Origin of the sequence: Solwaraspora sp. WMMD791 (assembly GCF_029581195.1) — a bacterium.
In the GTDB taxonomy this organism is placed as follows: Bacteria; Actinomycetota; Actinomycetes; order Mycobacteriales; family Micromonosporaceae; genus Micromonospora_E.
Genome location: NZ_CP120737.1, coordinates 492662 through 510319 on the forward strand (window position 1 = coordinate 492662; position 17658 = coordinate 510319).

At 71.3% G+C, this 17658-nt stretch carries 13 protein-coding genes and 1 pseudogene; 7 read left to right on the forward strand and 7 right to left on the reverse strand.

The features are described from left to right. Together O7623_RS02150 and O7623_RS02155 are read left to right on the forward strand one after the other, a co-directional pair. Positions 1-1269 (forward strand): ABC transporter ATP-binding protein, encoded by a 1269-nt coding sequence (locus tag O7623_RS02150; protein WP_282226883.1) that lies wholly within the window; start codon positions 1-3, stop codon positions 1267-1269. Continuing rightward, positions 1266-2108 (forward strand): ABC transporter permease, encoded by an 843-nt coding sequence (locus tag O7623_RS02155; RefSeq protein ID WP_282226884.1) that lies wholly within the window; start codon positions 1266-1268, stop codon positions 2106-2108. The genes O7623_RS02150 and O7623_RS02155 overlap by 4 nt, the downstream gene beginning before the upstream one ends. 48 nt (positions 2109-2156) lie before the next feature. On the opposite strand, the gene O7623_RS02160 is transcribed toward O7623_RS02155, so the two are convergent. Beyond that, positions 2157-3056 (reverse strand): amidohydrolase family protein, encoded by a 900-nt coding sequence (locus tag O7623_RS02160; protein WP_282226885.1) that lies wholly within the window; start codon positions 3054-3056, stop codon positions 2157-2159. Between the two features lie 157 nt (positions 3057-3213). Between O7623_RS02160 and ctaD the strand changes: the two genes are divergently transcribed. The 4 genes from ctaD (at position 3214) to O7623_RS02180 (ending at position 7362) form a co-directional block, all read left to right on the forward strand. Continuing rightward, entirely contained in the window at positions 3214-5208 is a 1995-nt protein-coding gene (ctaD, locus tag O7623_RS02165) for a cytochrome c oxidase subunit I (protein WP_282226886.1), read from the forward strand. Positions 5209-5288: 80 nt separating this feature from the next. Then, entirely contained in the window at positions 5289-5747 is a 459-nt protein-coding gene (locus tag O7623_RS02170; protein ID WP_282226887.1) for a DUF4383 domain-containing protein, read from the forward strand. Positions 5748-5857: 110 nt separating this feature from the next. Further along, complete coding sequence (locus tag O7623_RS02175) at positions 5858-6367, forward strand: hypothetical protein (protein WP_282226888.1); 510 nt, start codon at positions 5858-5860, stop codon at positions 6365-6367. 194 nt (positions 6368-6561) lie between these two features. Further along, complete coding sequence (locus O7623_RS02180; protein ID WP_282226889.1) at positions 6562-7362, forward strand: CDP-alcohol phosphatidyltransferase family protein; 801 nt, start codon at positions 6562-6564, stop codon at positions 7360-7362. Positions 7363-7380: 18 nt separating this feature from the next. Here O7623_RS02180 and O7623_RS02185 read toward each other — a convergent pair whose 3' ends face one another. The 6 genes and pseudogenes from O7623_RS02185 to O7623_RS02210 all read right to left on the reverse strand — a co-directional run bounded on the left by O7623_RS02185 (position 7381) and on the right by O7623_RS02210 (position 16144). Further along, positions 7381-8181: an FkbM family methyltransferase gene (locus tag O7623_RS02185; RefSeq protein WP_282226890.1), complete on the reverse strand. Its 801-nt coding sequence runs from the start codon at positions 8179-8181 to the stop codon at positions 7381-7383. Next, on the reverse strand, positions 8178-8726 hold the full coding sequence (locus tag O7623_RS02190; RefSeq protein ID WP_282229290.1) for a GNAT family N-acetyltransferase: 549 nt from the start codon (positions 8724-8726) through the stop codon (positions 8178-8180). The genes O7623_RS02185 and O7623_RS02190 overlap by 4 nt, the downstream gene beginning before the upstream one ends. A gap of 75 nt (positions 8727-8801) precedes the next feature. Continuing rightward, positions 8802-10835: pseudogene (locus tag O7623_RS02195) on the reverse strand (penicillin acylase family protein); the annotation flags it as partial. Further along, the gene (locus O7623_RS02200) at positions 10832-13252 is read right to left on the reverse strand and encodes a GNAT family N-acetyltransferase (protein ID WP_282226891.1); all 2421 of its coding nucleotides are present in this window, start codon (positions 13250-13252) and stop codon (positions 10832-10834) included. The pseudogene O7623_RS02195 and the gene O7623_RS02200, both read right to left, overlap by 4 nt. Next, a complete protein-coding gene (locus tag O7623_RS02205; RefSeq protein ID WP_282226892.1) occupies positions 13249-14610 on the reverse strand; it encodes a SidA/IucD/PvdA family monooxygenase in 1362 nt (453 codons plus the stop codon). The genes O7623_RS02200 and O7623_RS02205 overlap by 4 nt, the downstream gene beginning before the upstream one ends. Continuing rightward, on the reverse strand, positions 14597-16144 hold the full coding sequence (locus tag O7623_RS02210; protein WP_282226893.1) for an aspartate aminotransferase family protein: 1548 nt from the start codon (positions 16142-16144) through the stop codon (positions 14597-14599). The genes O7623_RS02205 and O7623_RS02210 overlap by 14 nt, the downstream gene beginning before the upstream one ends. A 247-nt stretch (positions 16145-16391) precedes the next feature. Between O7623_RS02210 and O7623_RS02215 the strand changes: the two genes are divergently transcribed. Further along, on the forward strand, positions 16392-17654 hold the full coding sequence (locus tag O7623_RS02215; protein WP_282226894.1) for an MFS transporter: 1263 nt from the start codon (positions 16392-16394) through the stop codon (positions 17652-17654). The last annotated feature ends 4 nt before the right edge of the window (positions 17655-17658 follow it).

Consider the following 17658-nt stretch of genomic DNA (forward strand, 5'->3'; position numbering starts at 1 on the left):
ATGCCCAGTACCGGCACCCATCCGTTGGTCGACGGTCGCGCCGCCGACGCGACCCCGGCCGGCGAGTCCGGCGTCCTTGCCGCCGGCCTGGCCGGCCAGCGCGGCGCCGGCCCGGCCGTCGAGGTCGTCGATCTGGTCAAGCGGTTTCCAGGCCAGGACCGCAACGCCATCGACTCGCTGTCGTTCGCGGTCCACCCCGGTGAGGTCTTCGGCCTGCTGGGGCCCAATGGCGCCGGCAAGTCGACCACGGTCGGCGTGCTCACCACGACGATCCGGGCCAGCTCCGGTACGGCCCGGGTGGACGGCGTCGACGTCGTCCGGCACCCGGTGGCGGCCCGGACACGGTTCGCGGTGGTGCCGCAGTACAACAACCTGGACCGGGCGTTGACTCCCCGGCAGAACCTGCTCAGCCACGCCGCCTACCACGGGGTGCCCCGGGCCGAGCGGCGCAGCCGGGCCGACCGGTTGCTGACCGAGTTCGGTCTGGACAAGCAGGCCGACTCGCGGGTCGACTTCTTCTCCGGCGGAATGTCCCAGCGCCTGATGATCGCCCGGGCGCTGATGCACGACCCCCGGGTGGTCTTCCTCGACGAACCGACCAACGGGTTGGAGCCGCAGGCCCGACTGCTGATCCGGACCCGGATCCGGCAGCTGCGCGAGCGCGGGGTGACCGTCGTGCTGACCAGCCACGAGATGACCGAGGTGGCGGAGCTGGCCGACCGGGTGGCGATCGTCGACCACGGCCGGCTGCTGGCCCTGGACACCCCGGCCAACCTGGTACGCGGGGTGGCCGGCCGGGCGGTGCTCGATCTGGCCCTGCGCCCCGGGCCGGGCGACGGGGCACAGGATCTGCTCACCGCGCTCACCGCGCTCGACGGTGTCCGTACCGGGGAGATCACCGCCGGCGGTGGCGCGGCTGCCGGCCCGACGGGCCGTGGTGGTCCCGGGCCGGCCGGGCTGGCCGCCGACCCGCGGATCGCGGCACGTGTCGCCGCCGCCAGGTCCGATCCGCGTAAGGCGGCGAAACTCGCCGCCGCCCGCAACGATCCACGGTTCGCCGCGCTGTTCGCGGCCGCACCGGCCGCCGCAGCCGACGGGCCGACGGGGGAGATCCGGCTGCGGCTGCACCTCGACGCTGATCCCGCCGCCGTGCTCGGACCGGCGTTGACGGTGCTGACCGACCGCGCGGCCCAGTTGACCGACGTGCACATCGGCAAGCCCGGCCTGGAGGACATCTTCCTGAGCCTGACCGGTAAGGAGATCCGTTGAGCCTGGCCGAGGTCACCCCCGTACCGGATCACGCCACCGCGCCGTCGGCGCCGGTCGCTCCCGGCCGACCGCCGGTCGCGCGGGCATTCGGCGCGATCCTGCTGCGGGACCTGTTCGTCGCCGGCAAGGACATCTGGTTCGTCCTGGCCCAGGTCCTGCTCACCCCGCTGTTCATGTTGTTCATCTTCACCCGGGTGCTGACGATGCAGGGCATCGTCGGCGCCGGCTTCGCGGACATCCTGCTGCCCGGCACGGTCGCGCTCGCCACCTTCACCACGTCGCTGCAGAGTGTCGCGGTGCCGCTGGTCAAGGAGTTCGGGTTCACCCGCGAGATCGAGGACCGGCTGCTGGCACCGCTGCCGACGACGTTGGTCGCGGTCGGCAAACTGGTGGTCGCGACCCTCCGGGGGCTGTTCGCGGCGGCCGTGGTCTACCCGCTGGGTGCGCTGGTGGTCGGCGCTGCTCCCGGCAGCTGGTCGGCGCTGCCGTTGTCGGTGCTGGTGGTGCTGCTCGCCGGGTGGGTGGGTGCGGGGCTGGGCATGATGTTGGCGACGGTGCTGCCGCTGCAGCGGATCCAGGCCACCTTCTCGTTGTTCGTGACCCCGATCATCTGGACCGGCTGTGTGCACTATCCGTGGCAGCGGTTGGCCGAGATGCCCTGGTTCCAGGTGGCCACCGCGGTCAACCCGATGACGTACGCCGCCGAGGCGCTGCGCGGCGCACTGGCACCGCACGTCACCCACCTGCCGATCGGGCTGTGTCTGCTGGTTCTGACGCTGGTGGCGGCCGCCGTCACGGCCGCCGCGCTGGCCACGTTCACCCGCCGCGCGCGGCGCTGATCGCCATGCGCGGCGCGCGGATCTGCGGCGTGCGCCATGGGGAGGACGTCAACAGCTGAGCCGGTAGACCCGTCGGGCGGTGTCGGCGAAGACCGCCCGACGCTGCGCCGCCGGTAGCCCCGCGCAGGCCGTGTGGACGATGCCGAGCCAGCGGCGGTAGCCGGTGGCGAGCGTGGCGACCGGCCAGTCGCCGCCGAAGAGGCATCGGTCGGCGCCGAAGCGGCGCAGCGCGTGTTCCAGGTACGGCAGCAGATCCGCGCCGACCCAACCGGGCGTGGACTCGGTGGCCAGGCCGGAGAGCTTGCAGACCACGTTCGGCAGGTCGGCCAGGCGGGACAGATCGTCGCGCCACGAACCGGTCGGTCCGGCGGCGACCGGCGGCTTGCCGACGTGGTCGAGTACGAAGGTGACCTGCGGTACCCGGGCCACCAGCAGCGTCACCTCGGCCAACTGGTGGTGCCGGACGCAGAGGTCGAAGCAGAGCCCGTTGGCGGCGAGCAGCCGCACACCATCGACGAAGTCGTCGCAGACGCTGAAGCCGGGAGCCTCGTCCTGGATGTTGCGGCGCACCCCGGTGACCAGCCGACGGCGGCCCAGTGCCGCGACCTGGGCGGCCGCCCCGCCGCCGCGTTCCAGTGGCGCGTGGGCCACGACGGCCCGCAGCACGGGCCACTCGGCGGCGAGCTGCTCCACCCAGTCCACCTCGGCGTCGGCGTGTCGGTCGGTGCGGCCCGCTTCGACGAAGACCGCAGCCTCCAGCCGGAATCCGGTCTGGTCCAGACCTGTGGTGGCGACCTGCAGATCCGCCGGCAGGTAGCTGCGGTGCAGGCTGGGCACCTGGGCCAACCACGGATAGTCGAGCCGGGCGGGATCCCACAGGTGAAGATGCGAATCGACGACCTCGACCAGGTGGTCGGGAGTCCGGTGGTCGGTCGTCGTCGCGTTCATACGGCTCCCGTCGCCGGCCATGGGGTCGGCAACGATCCTTCCGTACCGGGTGCGTGGGGTAAAGGAGCAACGGACAGCAACCTGCTTATCAGGATTTAGCTCATCTAAGGGCGGCTTATCAGGTTAGTGTCGGGCGAGCACGGGCGGAGGGGCGGTCATGGCTGAACAGATCACGGCCGGTACGCGTCCGGCGTCGCATACCCGCCCGATCGCCCCTGGGTCGACCGGTGGATTTCCCGGCCCGGTGCGGCCAGCGGTCCCCGGCAACTCGCTGGCCCGGCTGCTGCGCAGCACCGACGCCAAACAGATCGGGCTGCTCTACCTCGTCACCTCGTTCGGCTACTTCGTCGTCGGCGGTGCGATGGCCCTGCTGATGCGGGCGGAGCTGGCCCGACCCGGAATGCAGGTGCTGTCCCCGGAGCAGTACAACCAGCTGTTCACCATGCACGGCACGATCATGATGCTGCTCTTCGCCACCCCGTTGGTGTTCGGCTTCGCCAACTACCTGGTGCCGTTGCAGATCGGTGCCCCGGACGTGTCGTTCCCCCGGCTCAATGCCCTGGCCTACTGGCTCTACCTGCTGGGTGGGCTGCTGGTCATGGGCGGCTTCCTGACTCCGGGTGGCGCCGCCGACTTCGGCTGGTTCGCGTACACGCCGTTGAGCCTGACCGAGCACACCCCCGGAGTCGGTGCCAACATGTGGATCGTCGGGCTGGTGATCTCCGGACTCGGTACGATCCTCGGCTCGGTGAATCTGATCGCCACCATCCTGACGCTGCGGGCCCCCGGCATGACGATGTTCCGGATGCCGATCTTCACCTGGAACATTCTGATCACCGCGCTCCTGGTGATCCTGGTGTTCCCGTTGCTGGCCGCCGCCCTGTTGGCGCTGCTGGCCGACCGGCTGCTGGGCGCGCAGGTCTACGCGCCGGCCACCGGTGGCCCGCTGTTGTGGCAGCACCTGTTCTGGTTCTTCGGTCACCCGGAGGTCTACATCGTCGCGCTGCCGTTCTTCGGCATCATCAGCGAGGTCATCCCGGTCTTCTCCCGCAAGCCGATCTTCGGCTACAAGGGCCTGGTCGCCGCGACGATCGCGATCGCCGCGCTGTCGATGAGCGTCTGGGCGCACCACATGTTCGGCACCGGCCAGGTGCTGTTGCCGTTCTTCTCCCTGCTCAGCTTCCTCATCGCCGTCCCCACCGGAATCAAGTTCTTCAACTGGATCGGCACGATGTGGAAGGGCCAGCTGACTTTCGATACCCCGATGCTGTTCGCCGTCGGTTTCCTGGTGACCTTCCTGCTCGGCGGGTTGACCGGCGTCCTGCTGGCCAGCCCGCCGGTGGATTTCCACGTCACCGACAGCTACTTCGTGGTCGCTCACTTCCACTATGTGCTGTTCGGCACGATCGTGTTCGCCGCCTTCGCCGGCGTCTACTTCTGGTTCCCCAAGATGACCGGCCGACTGCTCGACGAGCGGCTCGGCAGAGCGCACTTCTGGACGATGTTCATCGGGTTCCACCTGACGTTCCTCGTGCAACACTGGCTCGGCGGCGAGGGCATGCCCCGCCGGTACGCCGACTACCTGCCCAGCGACGGGTTCACCACGCTCAACATGATCTCCACGGTCGGGTCGTTCGTCCTCGGTGCGTCGACGTTGTTCTTCATCTGGAACGTCTGGAAGTCCTACCGGTTCGGGGAGATCGTGACCGCACACGATCCGTGGGGTTTCGGCAACTCGCTCGAATGGGCCACCAGTTGCCCGCCGCCGCTGCGCAACTTCGACCGCCTGCCCCGGATCCGGTCCGAGCGGCCGGCGTTCGAGGTCAAGTACGGCACCCTCGTCGCCGATCTGGGCCGGGACCTGCCGCAGCGGGACACCGCGCCACCCCAGCACCTGCTCGACGAACTGCACCGCGAGCGGGCCACCGACCGCGCGGTCCGCCCCGGGACGGCACCGGCGGCCGACCTGACCACGACCCGGCCCGACCCGGTGACGGGTGCCCGCGCCATCGAGGTGCCCCGGCCGGAGCGACTGCGCCGGCCGAGCTTCGAGCACACCACCGAGCCGCGCAACATGCTCGGCGCCGAACGCGACCCGCACGAACAGCGACCGTCGCCGGCCACCGGCGACGGACCCCCGGATCGGTCCTGACCCGAAACCGCCACGGCGGCGGCCGGCCGCCGCAGCACCGCACCACAGCGCCGTGGGCCACCACGGTAGGAAGGACGACAATGGTCCGCACCAGCACCGCGACCACCGGCCGGGCCACCGCCCGGCAACCGGTGCAGTCCGCCGCGGCCGCCGTCGGCGGGGTCTTCCTGCTCATCGGGGTCGCCGGCTTCATTCCGGGCATCACCACCGAGTACGGCGAGATGAGCTTCGCCGGGCACGACTCGCACGCCTATCTGTTCGGCCTGTTCCAGGTGTCGGTGCTGCACAACATCGTGCACCTGCTGTTCGGGGTCGGCGGGTTGGCGTTGGCACGCACCGTGTCCGCCGCACGTCTGTACCTGGTCGGCGGCGGCGCACTCTATCTCGTCCTGTGGCTGTACGGGCTGGCCATCGACCACGCCAGTGCGGCGAACTTCCTGCCGGTCAACCACCAGGACAACTGGCTGCATCTCGGTCTCGGGCTCGGGATGCTGGCCCTCGGTCTGTTGTTCAACCGGCGTCCGGTGATCGGCCGGTGATCGGCCGTTCTGCGCGGATGCCGGGTGGCCACTGCCAGCTGAGCTGGCCGTTGCGCTAGCCTCCGTTCCCTGGCCGTGCCGACTGGCGCGCAACGCCCGAGGAGGCGCAGATGTTCGAGGAAGTCGCGGGGATTCCCGCCCATCCGTTGCTGGTGCACGCCGCAGTGGTCTTCGTTCCCCTGCTGGCACTGCTGGCGGTCGGGTACGCGCTGGTGCCGTTCATCCGGCCGCACACCCGGTGGGTGCTGGCCGCGCTGGCGGTCGTCGCGCCACTGGCCGCCCTGGTGACGAAGCTGTCCGGCGATGCATTCTTCAACCGGATGGACGCCGCCGGCCGGATCACCGAGGGTTTCTACCCGGTCATCCAGGAGCACGAGCAGCTGGGGAATCTGACGCTGGTCGCCGCGCTCGTGCTGGCTCTCGCTACCCTGGCCCTGGTGTACCTGGTGGGACCACGGGTCGTCGCCACGGCGCACGGCGCCGCGAGCTCCGGGGTACGGGGAAACCGGGTCCTGGTTCTCGTGGTCAAGGGTGTGGTGATCGTGGCGGCCGGGGTAAGTCTCTACTTCGTCGTGCGCGCTGGCGATTCGGGTGCCAAGGCGGTGTGGACCGGCTACTGACAGTGGTGGTCCGCTGAACGGGTCGGACCTCAGGTCAGTTTCACGCCGTCGGGGAGAAATCTTGCCCCTGTCGGTGAACTGTTCGTGCCGAATCGCCGTTGGTGGGGATGTGGCACCGATGCGGGCGGCACCGGTGACCAGTCGGCGACGGAGGAACAGTGACGGTAGGCGTAGGGAACGAAACGGTCCGTTCGGTGCATGCCCCGAGCGTCGGTCTGCTGGCGCAGATCGCGGTGCTGATGACCCTGGCGGCGACCAGCGGACTCGGGGTCGCCGGCTGGTTGGCAGGTCTGACGTACGGGGCCGCGACCTGGGCGTTGCTGATCCGGGCGATGCAGCAGCCGGATGTGACCGGATGGGGCCCGGCGGACACCGTCACCCTGGCCCGGGGCACGCTGGTCGGCGCGGTCACCGCGCTGGTGGCCGACTCCTTCTTCCGTCCGGTGCCGCTGTGGGTGCTGGTCGCGTTGGCCGCGGTGGCGCTGGCGCTCGACGGCGTCGACGGTCAGGTCGCCCGGCGGACCGGCACCTGTTCGCGGCTCGGTGCCCGCTTCGACATGGAGACCGATTCGGCGCTGGTCCTCGTGCTGAGCGTGTTCGTCGCGGCCACCCTGGGTTGGTGGGCGCTGGCGATCGGGGTGTTCCGGTACGTCTTCGCCGCCGCCGCGTGGGTGGCACCCTGGCTGCGGGCACCGCTGCCGCCCCGGTTCAGCCGTAAGACGGTGGCCGCGACGCAGGGCACCGTCCTGGTGGTGGCCGCCGCCGGTATCGCGCCGACGATGGTGACGGTCCTCGTTGCGGTGGTTCTGGCCGCGCTGCTCTGGTCGTTCGGCCAGGACGTCCACTGGTTGTGGCGGCACCGGAAACCGCCGGTCGAGCCGGCCCACGCCGAACAGCGGCAGATGGAACAACGGCACCCCGAGCTTGCCCCGTTCGACAATGCCCCGTTCGAGCGGTCGCAGGTCAACAGGTCACAGGTCGCGTTGTCACGCTGACGTCGTCGAACCGCCCGGTCAGCCGGCCGTTGTCGGCAGTACCGCGTAGACGTCACCGGCGTTGGCAGTGTGCGGCAGGTCCCGCAGATGCCCGGCCATCTCCTCGGCGGACACCCAGCGGTCGAAGCTCAACTGCTGGGTCTCGCCGAGCGCGAGATCGTAACGGTAGTCGCCGAGCGTGGCGAGTCGGCGCAGACAACGCAGCGCGCTGTCCCGCTGAATGGTGGTGAACTCGAAGGACAGCGCCGGCAGCGGCACGGTCAACCCGGCGAGGACGGCTTCCTCGAACCCCTCGACGTCGATCTTGACGAACGCGGGCCGGCCGTGGGTGGCGATCAGCTGATCCAACGTGGTCGTCGGTACGTCGAGTTCGGCGTCCCAGACCTGGTCGGCCCAACCGCCGGCACCGGCGGCGGCGCCGACGAACGCGGCCGAGGCGGTGGAGACCGTCGGGTTGGCCGAGTTGATGAACATCCGCACCGATCCGACCACCTCGCCGCAGGCGGACTCCAGCACGGTCACCGCCGGGTCGTCGGCGTAGACGACCCGTACGGCGCGGGCACACAACGGCTGCGGCTCCAGTGCCACGACCTGCGCACCCAACCGCCGGAAGCTGCCCACCCGGTCCCCGACGTGCGCCCCGACGTCGAACACCAGATCGCCGGGAGCGACGAAGCGCCGGTAGAGCCGGTCCATGGCGGCGTCGCGACCCGGGTCGCCGTAGTAGAACTCCAGCGAGCGGCGCAGCCCGGCCAGCTGTGGATCGGCGGCCAGGGCACGGGCCGCCACGTCCGGTCGTGGCAGGTCGGCGGCGCTCATCGGGCCATCGTACGGGCCAGGAACGCCAGCTGGGCCCGCTTGTCCGCCAGCTCCAGCTGCGTGTCGAAGACGAAACCGAGCCGCTTCCACCGGCGCAACGCCGGCTCGTTGCGGACGTCCGGTTCGATGACGATCCGCTGGTGCCGGGGGTCACCGAACAGGTATCCGGTGAACGCGGCGGCGACGGCGTCGGTGAACCCGGGGATCCGACGCCGGGCCGGGGCGAGGAACAGGTGGATTCCGATGTCCCCGTCGCGGACCGGGTAGTGCTCCCCGAGCGGGTCCTCGGCCGGCTCGTAGGTCTGGAAGATCCCCACCGGTTCGTCGTCGACGCTCATCAGGTAGGCGTGGTGCGAGTCCAGGCTGTCGATGAACCGGTAGATCTCGCCGACCTGTTCCCGGGAGTGCCGGGTCATCCCCCAGAACCGGGCGCGGGGCTCGGTGACCCATCGGTACACCAGGTCGAGGTGCAGGTCGGGGTCGAGCACCGTCAGGTCGAACCGGCCGATACCCGGTAACTGGCGGGAGTGGACGGTGGCCAGCATCCGCCGCCGCACACCGTCGACGCCGACGCTGTCGACCCCCGGGCCGCCGGTGGCCGGCGTCCACCGCACCCGGGCGACCGGGACCAGGTCGCCGGCCGCCCAGCGGGGCAGTTGGTCGGCGAAGTGCCGGTCGTCGGGTCGGCCCGACGCGCCGAACGGCACCACCCACCGGCTGGCGTCCGGATCGGCGAGGTCCCAGACGTAGCGGGCCACCGGCCCACGCCAGCAGAGGTCGGAGACCCCGGGAACGCTGGCGGTGGCCAGCACACAGTCGGTGTCGCCGGCGAGCGGTACGGGTGGGCCGAGAGCGCTGGCCGCCGGGTCGACCGCCGCCGGCAGCACCCGGACCGGATGCAGCCGGTGCCGCTCGCCCCAGGTGCCGGGCTCCGGGCCGGCGGCCACCTCCGTCAGCGCCGCCAGCGCGCAGCGGGCCGGGTCGCCGCCGAGGCGGGCAAGCCCGTCGATCACTCGTTCCAGGGCCAGTCCGATCCGGCCCACGGGGTCGGTCCAGGGGGCGAACAGCGGGTCGTAGCCGGTGTCGGCGCGCAGCGGCCGTAGACCCGGCTCGTCGGACAGGTGCCGGGTCAGCGCCGTCCGCCAGGCCGCGAACGCGCCGGCCCCGGTGCTGTCGGCGGCCATCCGCCCGTCCCAGTCGAGCAGCCGTGCGCGCAGGCCGCGTACCGGCTCGGGTTGTCCGGTGAGGTCGAGACCGCGCAGCAGCCGGCGCAGCCCGGCGGCCGGGGCCACCGGGTCGGTCTGCACCGCCTCGGGCGCCGTACCGGCAGCGACCAGTTCCCTGATGCGCCGGGCCCGGTACGGCGGTGCGAAGTCCACTCCGAGGTGTGCGGTGTCCCCCCGCCGGTCGTTGGCGTTGACGGCGACCGACTCGACGTCGGCGGCGGGCAGCGTGGCGTACCCGTCGCGCCAGGCGTACCGGGGTGCCCAGCCCGGCACCGGCAGCAGCCGGCACCGGTCGTCGCGCTCCGGCACCCGGCCGGCCACCAGCCGGCGTACGCTGCCGGACCGGTCGGCGACCAGCACACTGTTGACCGGCTCCACCCAGTGCCGCAGTGCCTGTTCGACGTCGGCGGCCCGGCGGGCGCGCAGCAACGGCAGCAACGCCTCGAACCCGAGCGCCCCGTCGGCCCGGCTCGGTGTGCGCAGGCTGATCGCCTCCCCGGTACGCCGGTCGATGTCGACGACCGGCCCGCGCGGGGTCTCGATCACCTCCACCTCGACCGGCGCACCGTCACGTACCTCGATCAGTTCGGTGTGCGCCGGCACCGGAGTCCAGCCGTCGGCTTGGCGGACCAGGACCTGACCGTCGACCCGGCGCAGCTGTTCGCGGTAGAGGTCCTGGTAGTCGGCCATCGCGTTGGTGATCGCCCAGGCGACCGTGCCGGCGTGACCGAAGTGCGGCAGCCCCGGTACGCCGGGGAAGGCGAACCCGACGACGTCGAACTCCGGGCAGGTCAGCTGCACCTGCTGGTAGACGCCGGGTAGCTCCAGGATCCGGTGCGGATCCCCGGCGATCACCGGTCCGGTCGTGCCGGGCCGTCCGGTGACCGCCCAGGCGTTGCTGCCCGACGACGCGGGTGGCTCCATGGCGAACAGGTCGACGGCTGCCGGGCCCAGGGTGGCGGTGACGTGCGCCCGCCACAGCTTGCTGGGGAAGGTGCCGAAGAGCACGTGCTGTACCAGGAACACCCCGAGCGGGGTCCACGGCTGCCAGGTGCCGGCGGTGGTGCCGGTGGCGGCGAACTCGGGGGCCGCCGCCGCCCCTTCGGCCAGCCCGGCGTTGACCCCGTCGACGTACGCGCTCAGCCAGCGTCGGGTCGCCGGGTCCAGTCGCCGGTAGCACCGCTGGGCGGTGTCGTCGAGGCGGACCCGGCGGGCGAACCGGTCCCAGGCGACCTCGGCCGGGCCGAGCCGGGCGGCCAGCGCGCCTTCCGAACGCCAGCGTTCGACCTCGATCTGCCAGGCCCGGTCGGTCGCGGCGGTCCGTCCCTGCAGGTACGCCAACTGGTCGACGTCGTCGGCCCACAGGTGCGGTACGCCGTACCCGTCGCGGTGCACCCGGCCGACGGGGTCCGCTGGCGGTGCGCTCATCGGGTCGGCACCGCCACGGTGGCGAGCGGGTTGTCCTGTGTCCCGGCATAGATCAACGACCCGGCCTGGTCGGTGAGGTCCACCATCTGCAGGGTGTTGCGCAGCTGCAGCCGGTTGAGGCAGGAGTGCCGGAACGTCGGGGCGAAGAAGTCCAGCCGGTCGCGCAGCTGCGGATGGTCCGCGCCGTGGGTCCGGACGCAGTCGGCGACCAGCCGCCAGAACTCCCCGGCCGGCAGGACCCCGTCGGCGTCCAGGATCGCGGCGAGGAACCGTAGGAAGCCGTCGAAGACGTCGGTGAAGATGGCCAGCACCCGGAACTCGTCGTCGACCGACATCCGGATCCGTTCGACGGCGGCCGGCAGCGGCCGGTCGTGCAGGGCGACGACCTCCTCCCCGATGTCTTTCATGAAGACCCGGACCGGGACGTGGTCCTGCAGCACGAGAATCAGGTTCTCCCCGTGCGGCATGAACGCCAGGTCGTAGCCGAGCAGGCAGTGCAGCAGCGGTCGCAGGTAGGCGCGCAGGTACCGGGTCAGCCAGTCGGTGGCCGTCAGCCCCGACGCCGCGATCATGGCGGTCGCCAGATGCGCGCCGTCGCGGTCGCGGTGCAGCAGGCTGGCCATGGTGGCCAGCCGCTGCCCGGGGGCGATCCGGGGGACCGGGCTCTCCCGCCACAGCGCGGCGAGCATCCGCTGGTACGCCGATACCGGTGCGCCGCTGCGGTGGTACGCGTCGCCGGTGTAGCCGACGGACGCCAGTTCCCGCAGCACCTCGAACCCGCAGTCGCGCAGCGTGTCGTCGGCGGCGACCAGGTCGGCGACCCAGTCGTTGATCGGCGGGGTGGCCCGCATGTACGCCGGGGACAGCCCGCGCATGAAGCCCATGTTCTGGATGGACAGTGCGGTCTTGACGTAGTGCCGGTGCGGCGCGTCGATGTTGAAGAAGGTACGGATCGACTGCTGTGCCCGGTACCGGTCCGGGCTGGTGCCGACCGGGACGATGGCCCGGGCCGCCACGTCGGCGGCGAAGGTGATGCCGACCTTGTGTTCCCACTGCCACGGGTGCACCGGCAGGTACCGGTAGGCGTGCGGGTCGAGGCCGAGGTCGCGCAGCCGGTCGGCGAACCGGTGCAGCGTGTCGGCGCCCAACTCGGCCAGGTAGTGCGCCTGCTCGTCGACGCCCCGCCCGGCGGTGAAGGTGCTCAGGTCCCGGCGGACCGCGAGCCAGACCAGCCGTACCGGGGCACCTGCCTCCGGCGCGTAGGCCGCGTGGTCGGTCAGGCCGAACCCGATCCGGCCGTTGTTGGCGACGAACAACGGGTGACCCTCGGTCATCGCCGATTCGATGGTCTGGAAGTCCGCGTGCACCAGGTCGGCGGCGCGTTCCCGCCGATGGTGGTGTTTCCAGGCGGCGCCGGCCAGGGTGGCGCTGATCTCCTCCAGGTAGGTGCCGAGCAGCTTCGGTGGGATGCCCAGTGTCTCCTGCAGTTCGATGATCAGGTCGAGGGCGTCCGGCGGTGCCGGCGCGCCGTCGACCTCGCGGGTCACCGTCGCCGGGTCGATCAGCCAGTGGTCCAGGGCGTAGCGGCGGGCCCGGAACCGGTAGTGGATCCGTTCGGCGGTGGTCAGCAGGTAGCTGCCGCCGTCGGCGGCGGCCGGCACGGACCCGTCGGGTCGCGGCTGGATCAGCCGCTCGTGGCTGAACTCGGCGATCGCCTTGGCGACGAGATGGCGGTGGGCGACCGCGATGGTGGCGGGGTCGAGGTGCGCCGGTGGGGTCATCGACGACGCGGACCGGTCTTTGCCGGCTGCCGGCGGGCCGGCTGCCGGGTCGCCAGCCGCCACGCCGGCACCGGGCGCACCGCCGAGCGGGCTGGCGGCGAACGCGGCCCGGGTGCAGAAGCTGAGCCTGGCCTGCTTGTCCGGCAGCGGGATCAGCCCTTCGACGACGAAGCCGGCTTCGGCGTTCTTGGCGGCGATCGCCTCGTTGCGGACGTCGGGTTCGACGACGACCCGCAGGTGCGCCGGGTCGGCGAAGATGAACGCCAGCACGGTACGCATCACCGCCGAGGTGAGTCCGTGCCGCTGCCCGCCGGCCGGTGGCGCGACCAGCACGTGCATCCCGACGTCGCCGGGCCGGACCGGGTAGTGGGTGGCGAGTTCGCTGTGCGCCGGCTCGTAGGTTTCGGCCAGGAACAGCGGCTCGCCGTCGAGTCGACCGAGCCAGGCGTGGTGGTGCGGGTCTGCGTCGATGCGCTCGTACTCGCGCCGGACCGCGTCGAGGTCGGCATCGGGCATTCCCCAGTAGACGGACCGGGGATGGGTGATCCACGCGTGCAGATGCCCGGCGTACGACGTGACGTCGAGTGGCTCGACGGTCATGGTGCCCAGCGGACCGGACAGTGAGAAGGTGATCATCGGCTCAGCGCCTCCTGCCGGTGGGCCGGCGTCGGTGTGTCCGTGGCATCGGGCGCCGTCGACGGCGCGCCGTCGGGCAGCGCGCCGAAGTGCTGGAAGGCGATCCGGTGCTCCACGGGGTAGACCTCGCGGCCGAGCATGTTCGCGATGATCACCGAATTGCGGTACGGACCCATGCCCAGGTCGGGCGCGGTCAGGCTGTGGGTGTGCTCCTCGGCGTTCTGCACGAAGATCTCCCGGTCGGCGTGGTCGACGCTGTAGCCGACGGCCACGTCGAATCGGCCCCGCCCGTCCCACCGGATCCGGTCGCGGACCGGGTCGAGAAAGGCCGGTACGGCCGGCCGGTAGCCAGTGGCCAGGATCAGCCCTTCGGTGTCCAGCGTGAAGTGGCGGTCCTGTTCCTGGTGGTGCAGGGCGAGTCGGTACCGTCCGGGCCCGGCGTCCCATTCGGCGCCGGTCAACGCCGTCCCGGTCAGCAGGGTGGTCGGCACCGGCCCGGCCACGTCCTTGCGGTACAGGGTGTCGAAGATGGTGTTCACCAGGTCACCGCTGATGCCCTTGTAGAGGCTGCGCTGGTCCCGGTTGAGCCGGTCGCGGCTGGCCGGCGGCAACGCGTGGAAGTAACGGACGTACTCCGGCGAGGTCATCTCCAGGGTCAGCTTGGTGTACTCCATCGGGAAGAACCGGGGCGAGCGGGTGATCCAGTTCAGCTGGTGACCCCGGGTGTCGATCTCCTCCAGCAGATCGAGGTAGATCTCCGCGGCGCTCTGCCCGCTGCCGACGATGGTGATCGACTCCATCTCCTGCAGCCGGGCCTTGTTCGGCAGGTAGTCGGCGCTGTGGATGGCCGGGCCGGGCAGGTCGCGCAGCACCGCCGGGCGGTACGGGACGGTGCCGATGCCGAGCACCAGCCGCCGGGTCCGCAGCGTCTCGACGGTCCCGGTGCCCGATTGCCGTACGTGCACCAGGTAGTCGCCGCTCGCCGCGTCGTGGGTGACCTGTTCGACCCGGTGGCCGAACCGGATGGCGGGCAGCTGCGCCGCCGCCCACCGGCAGTAGGCGTCGTACTCGGCGCGCAGGGGGTAGAAGTCCTCGCGGATGTAGAACCGGTAGAGCCGGCCGGTCTGCTTGAGGTAGTTGAGGAAGGAGTACGGCGAGGTCGGGTCGGCCATGGTGACCAGGTCGGCCAGGAACGGCACCTGGATGCTGACGCCGTCGATCATCAGCCCGGGGTGCCAGGCGAACTCGTCGCGTTGCTCCAGGAACACCCCGTCGAGTTCGTCGAGCGGCGCGGTCAGGCAGGCCAGCCCGAGGTTGAAGGGGCCGAGGCCGACCGCGACGAAGTCATGCGTGCGCATTGGCGCCCACCTCCGTGGCGATGGCGGCCGGCGGGGCGGGCAGGAGGGCCGGGTCCCATTCGGCGTCGAGCAGTTCGGCGCCGGCCCGGCGGATCAGATCGATCACGGTACGCAGATCTTCCACTGTCGTGTTGGGGTTGAGCAGGGTGAACTTGAGCCAGTAGTGGCCGTCGATGGTGGTGCCGGCGACGATCGCGGCACCGTCACCGAACAGCCGGGCCCGCAGCCGGGGCAGCAGTCGGTCGCAGTCGGCCTCCGCGAGCCAGCCTGGTCGGTAGCGGAACAGCACGGTGCTGAGCACCGGCCGCATGGCGACCTCGAAATCCTCCTGCGCGGCCAGTTCGTCGTGCGCGACCCGGGCCAGGTCGACGACCCGGTCGAACATCTCGCCGAGCTGCTGGGCACCGATGGTGCGCAGGGTCAGCCACAGCTTCAACGCGTCGAAGCGGCGGGTGGTCTGCAGGCTCTTGTCGACCTGGTTGGGCACGGTCGCCGTACGCGGATTGAGGTAGTCGGCGTGGACGGCGATCCGCCGCATGGTCGCCGCCTCCCGGACCACGATGGCGCTGCAGCTGACCGGCTGGAAGAAACTCTTGTGGAAGTCGACGGTCACCGAGTCGGCGTGTTCGATGCCGTCGAGCAGCGCCCGGCGCCGGCCGGAGACCAGCAGGCCACAGCCGTACGCGGCGTCGACGTGCAGCCACACGGCGTACTCGCGGCAGACCGTGCTGATCGCGGCGAGCGGGTCGACGCAGCCCCGGTCGGTGGTGCCGGCGGTGGCGACCACCGCCATCGGGACGAGGGCCTGGGCGCGGAGCAGGTCGACCGCGGCGCGCAGCGCGACCGGGTCCATCCGACCGGTTTCGTCGGTGGCGACCGGTACGACGGCGTCGGCGGCCAGCCCGAGCAGCCGGGCGGACTTGCCGACGCTGAAGTGGCTCTCCTGGGTGGCCAGGATCCGCAGCCGGGGGAGCACCGCGTCGCGGCTGATCCCGGCGGCGGCGCCCCGATCGCCGGGGGGATGCCCGCCGTCGGATGCCCGGGCCAGCCGGTCCTCCCGGGCCAGCAGCAGCCCGTGCAGGTTGGACTGGGTGCCGCCGCTGGTGAAGACGCCGTCGGCGGTGGGGCCGAAGCCGATCCGCTGCGCGGTCCAGTCGATCATCCGGCGTTCGATCAGGGTGCCGCTGGTGCTCTGGTCCCAGGTGTCGACCGAGGAGTTGACGGCGGCGAGCAGCAGTTCAGCGCTGAGCGCGGGAATCGCCACCGGGCAGTTCAGGTGCGCGAGGTAGGTGGGTTCGTGGAACCAGACCGCGTGGTCGAGGTAGAGCGCGCCGATCTCGTCGAGCACGGCCCCGGTGGTGCCGAGCGGCGTGTCGAGATCGACGCGGTCGACCATCGCCTGCAACGTCGCGACACCGGCCCCGGAGTACGGCTGGCGGACCGTGCGGACGCGGTCGGCGAGCCGGCCTGCGGTCTGGTCGATGCTGGACACGTAGGCGTCCACCGTGTGCCGGCCGAAAAGATGTGGGTACATGGACCCCTCCAAGACCGCCTCCATAAGGGTAACCTAACCTAACTTAGGCGAGGCTACTGGGAGGGTCGGTGAAACGGAACCGGGCACGTGCTGTCGGCGCGACATTCAGTGGATCTCGACTCCGGCCCTACCGTCTCGGCGACGGCCTCGCCGAGGACCACCACCTGCGAAAACGGGTCAACGGCAGGGCTCGTCGAGCCGGTTGTGACCTGCGTCCCATCGAACGGATTCGACACCAGGAGGCCACGTGAGCACGCTGGTCCAGCCGGGCGCGACCACCGGGCACCCGACCCCGCCGGCAGCTGACGGGCGGTTGCGGACGCTGACCGCGCTGTACGTCACCCAGTTTCTCGGCTTCGGGTTCATCACGATCGGGCTGACCGGCATCCTGCGAGCCGGCGGCACCTCGCTGGAGACGCTCGCGCTGCTCAACCTGATCGGTCTGATCTGGCCGGTCAAGTTCCTCTGGGCACCGGTCGTCGACCGGTACGGGCCCCGACGCGGCGGCCACTACCGGTCGTGGCTGCTGGTCCTGCAGTCCGGCATGGTGCTCACCCTGCTGGCACTGCTCGCGGTAGACCCGGCCACCGGGCGGATCGGCCCGATCGTACTGATCTGCGCGATGTTCGTGTTCCTGTCGGCGACCCAGGACATCGCGGCGGACGCCCTCGCCGTCCGGCTGCTGCGCCGCCGGGACCGGGGTGCCGGTAACGGGATTCAGGTGGCCGCCAGCTACGTCGGCAACATCCTGGGCGGTGGTGCCTGCGTCGTGGTCTACGACCGGTTCGGCTGGGCCGCCGCCGTCGGGCTGCTCGCCGGGCTCACCGCCGTCGGGCTGCTGGTGGTGTGGCGGTTCCGTGAGCCCGACCGGGTCGCCCGGCCGGCCGGCACCCGTCAGGCGTACGGCGCGCTGCTGTCCGTGCTGCGCCAGCCCGGCTGCCGCAGCTGGGTGCTCGGTGTGGTGCCGCTGCTCTACAGCGGGGCCGGCGCCGCCTACGGGATGGTGTCGCCGGCGCTGGTCGACGCCGGCTGGCCGCTGCAGCGGATCGGCTTCGTCACCGGCGTCGTCACCAGCGTGCCGGCGGTGATCGCCGGTCTGGTGGCCGGCGGCCTGGTCAACCGGATCGGCCGGACCGGGGTGCTGCTGGTCGGCGGTGCCTCGCTCGCCGCCGCGACCACGCTGCTGCTGCCGATGCTGACCGGGCGGGCCCCGACCGGGTTCACCACCGTGGCACTGTGCTGTTTCATGGCGGCGTACACCGTGGCCAACGTGGCGCTGTACACCGTCAACATGGACTACTCACGGCCGGCGTCCGGCGGCACCGACTTCACCGTACTGTCGTCGTTCGGCCTGATCTGCTCCTACCTCGCGGCGGCGCTGGGCCTGGCCGTCGCCGCCCGGGCCGGCTACCCGCCCGTCGCGGCGGTCGCGATAGTGTTCATGCTCGCTGGCGTCGTCATGGGGCTGCGTCACCAACGGCGTCATCCGCCGGTGCCGGCCGCCGGGTGAGCGC

Coding starts and splice junctions, on each gene's coding strand:
- O7623_RS02190 (WP_282229290.1), bottom strand. CDS start 8,726: ATGCTGGCCACCGTCCACTCCCGCCAGTTACCGGGTATCGGCCGGTTC.
- O7623_RS02150 (WP_282226883.1), top strand. CDS start 1: ATGCCCAGTACCGGCACCCATCCGTTGGTCGACGGTCGCGCCGCCGAC.
- O7623_RS02160 (WP_282226885.1), bottom strand. CDS start 3,056: ATGAACGCGACGACGACCGACCACCGGACTCCCGACCACCTGGTCGAG.
- O7623_RS02205 (WP_282226892.1), bottom strand. CDS start 14,610: ATGCGCACGCATGACTTCGTCGCGGTCGGCCTCGGCCCCTTCAACCTC.
- ctaD (WP_282226886.1), top strand. CDS start 3,214: ATGGCTGAACAGATCACGGCCGGTACGCGTCCGGCGTCGCATACCCGC.
- O7623_RS02170 (WP_282226887.1), top strand. CDS start 5,289: ATGGTCCGCACCAGCACCGCGACCACCGGCCGGGCCACCGCCCGGCAA.
- O7623_RS02175 (WP_282226888.1), top strand. CDS start 5,858: ATGTTCGAGGAAGTCGCGGGGATTCCCGCCCATCCGTTGCTGGTGCAC.
- O7623_RS02210 (WP_282226893.1), bottom strand. CDS start 16,144: ATGTACCCACATCTTTTCGGCCGGCACACGGTGGACGCCTACGTGTCC.
- O7623_RS02185 (WP_282226890.1), bottom strand. CDS start 8,181: ATGAGCGCCGCCGACCTGCCACGACCGGACGTGGCGGCCCGTGCCCTG.
- O7623_RS02200 (WP_282226891.1), bottom strand. CDS start 13,252: ATGATCACCTTCTCACTGTCCGGTCCGCTGGGCACCATGACCGTCGAG.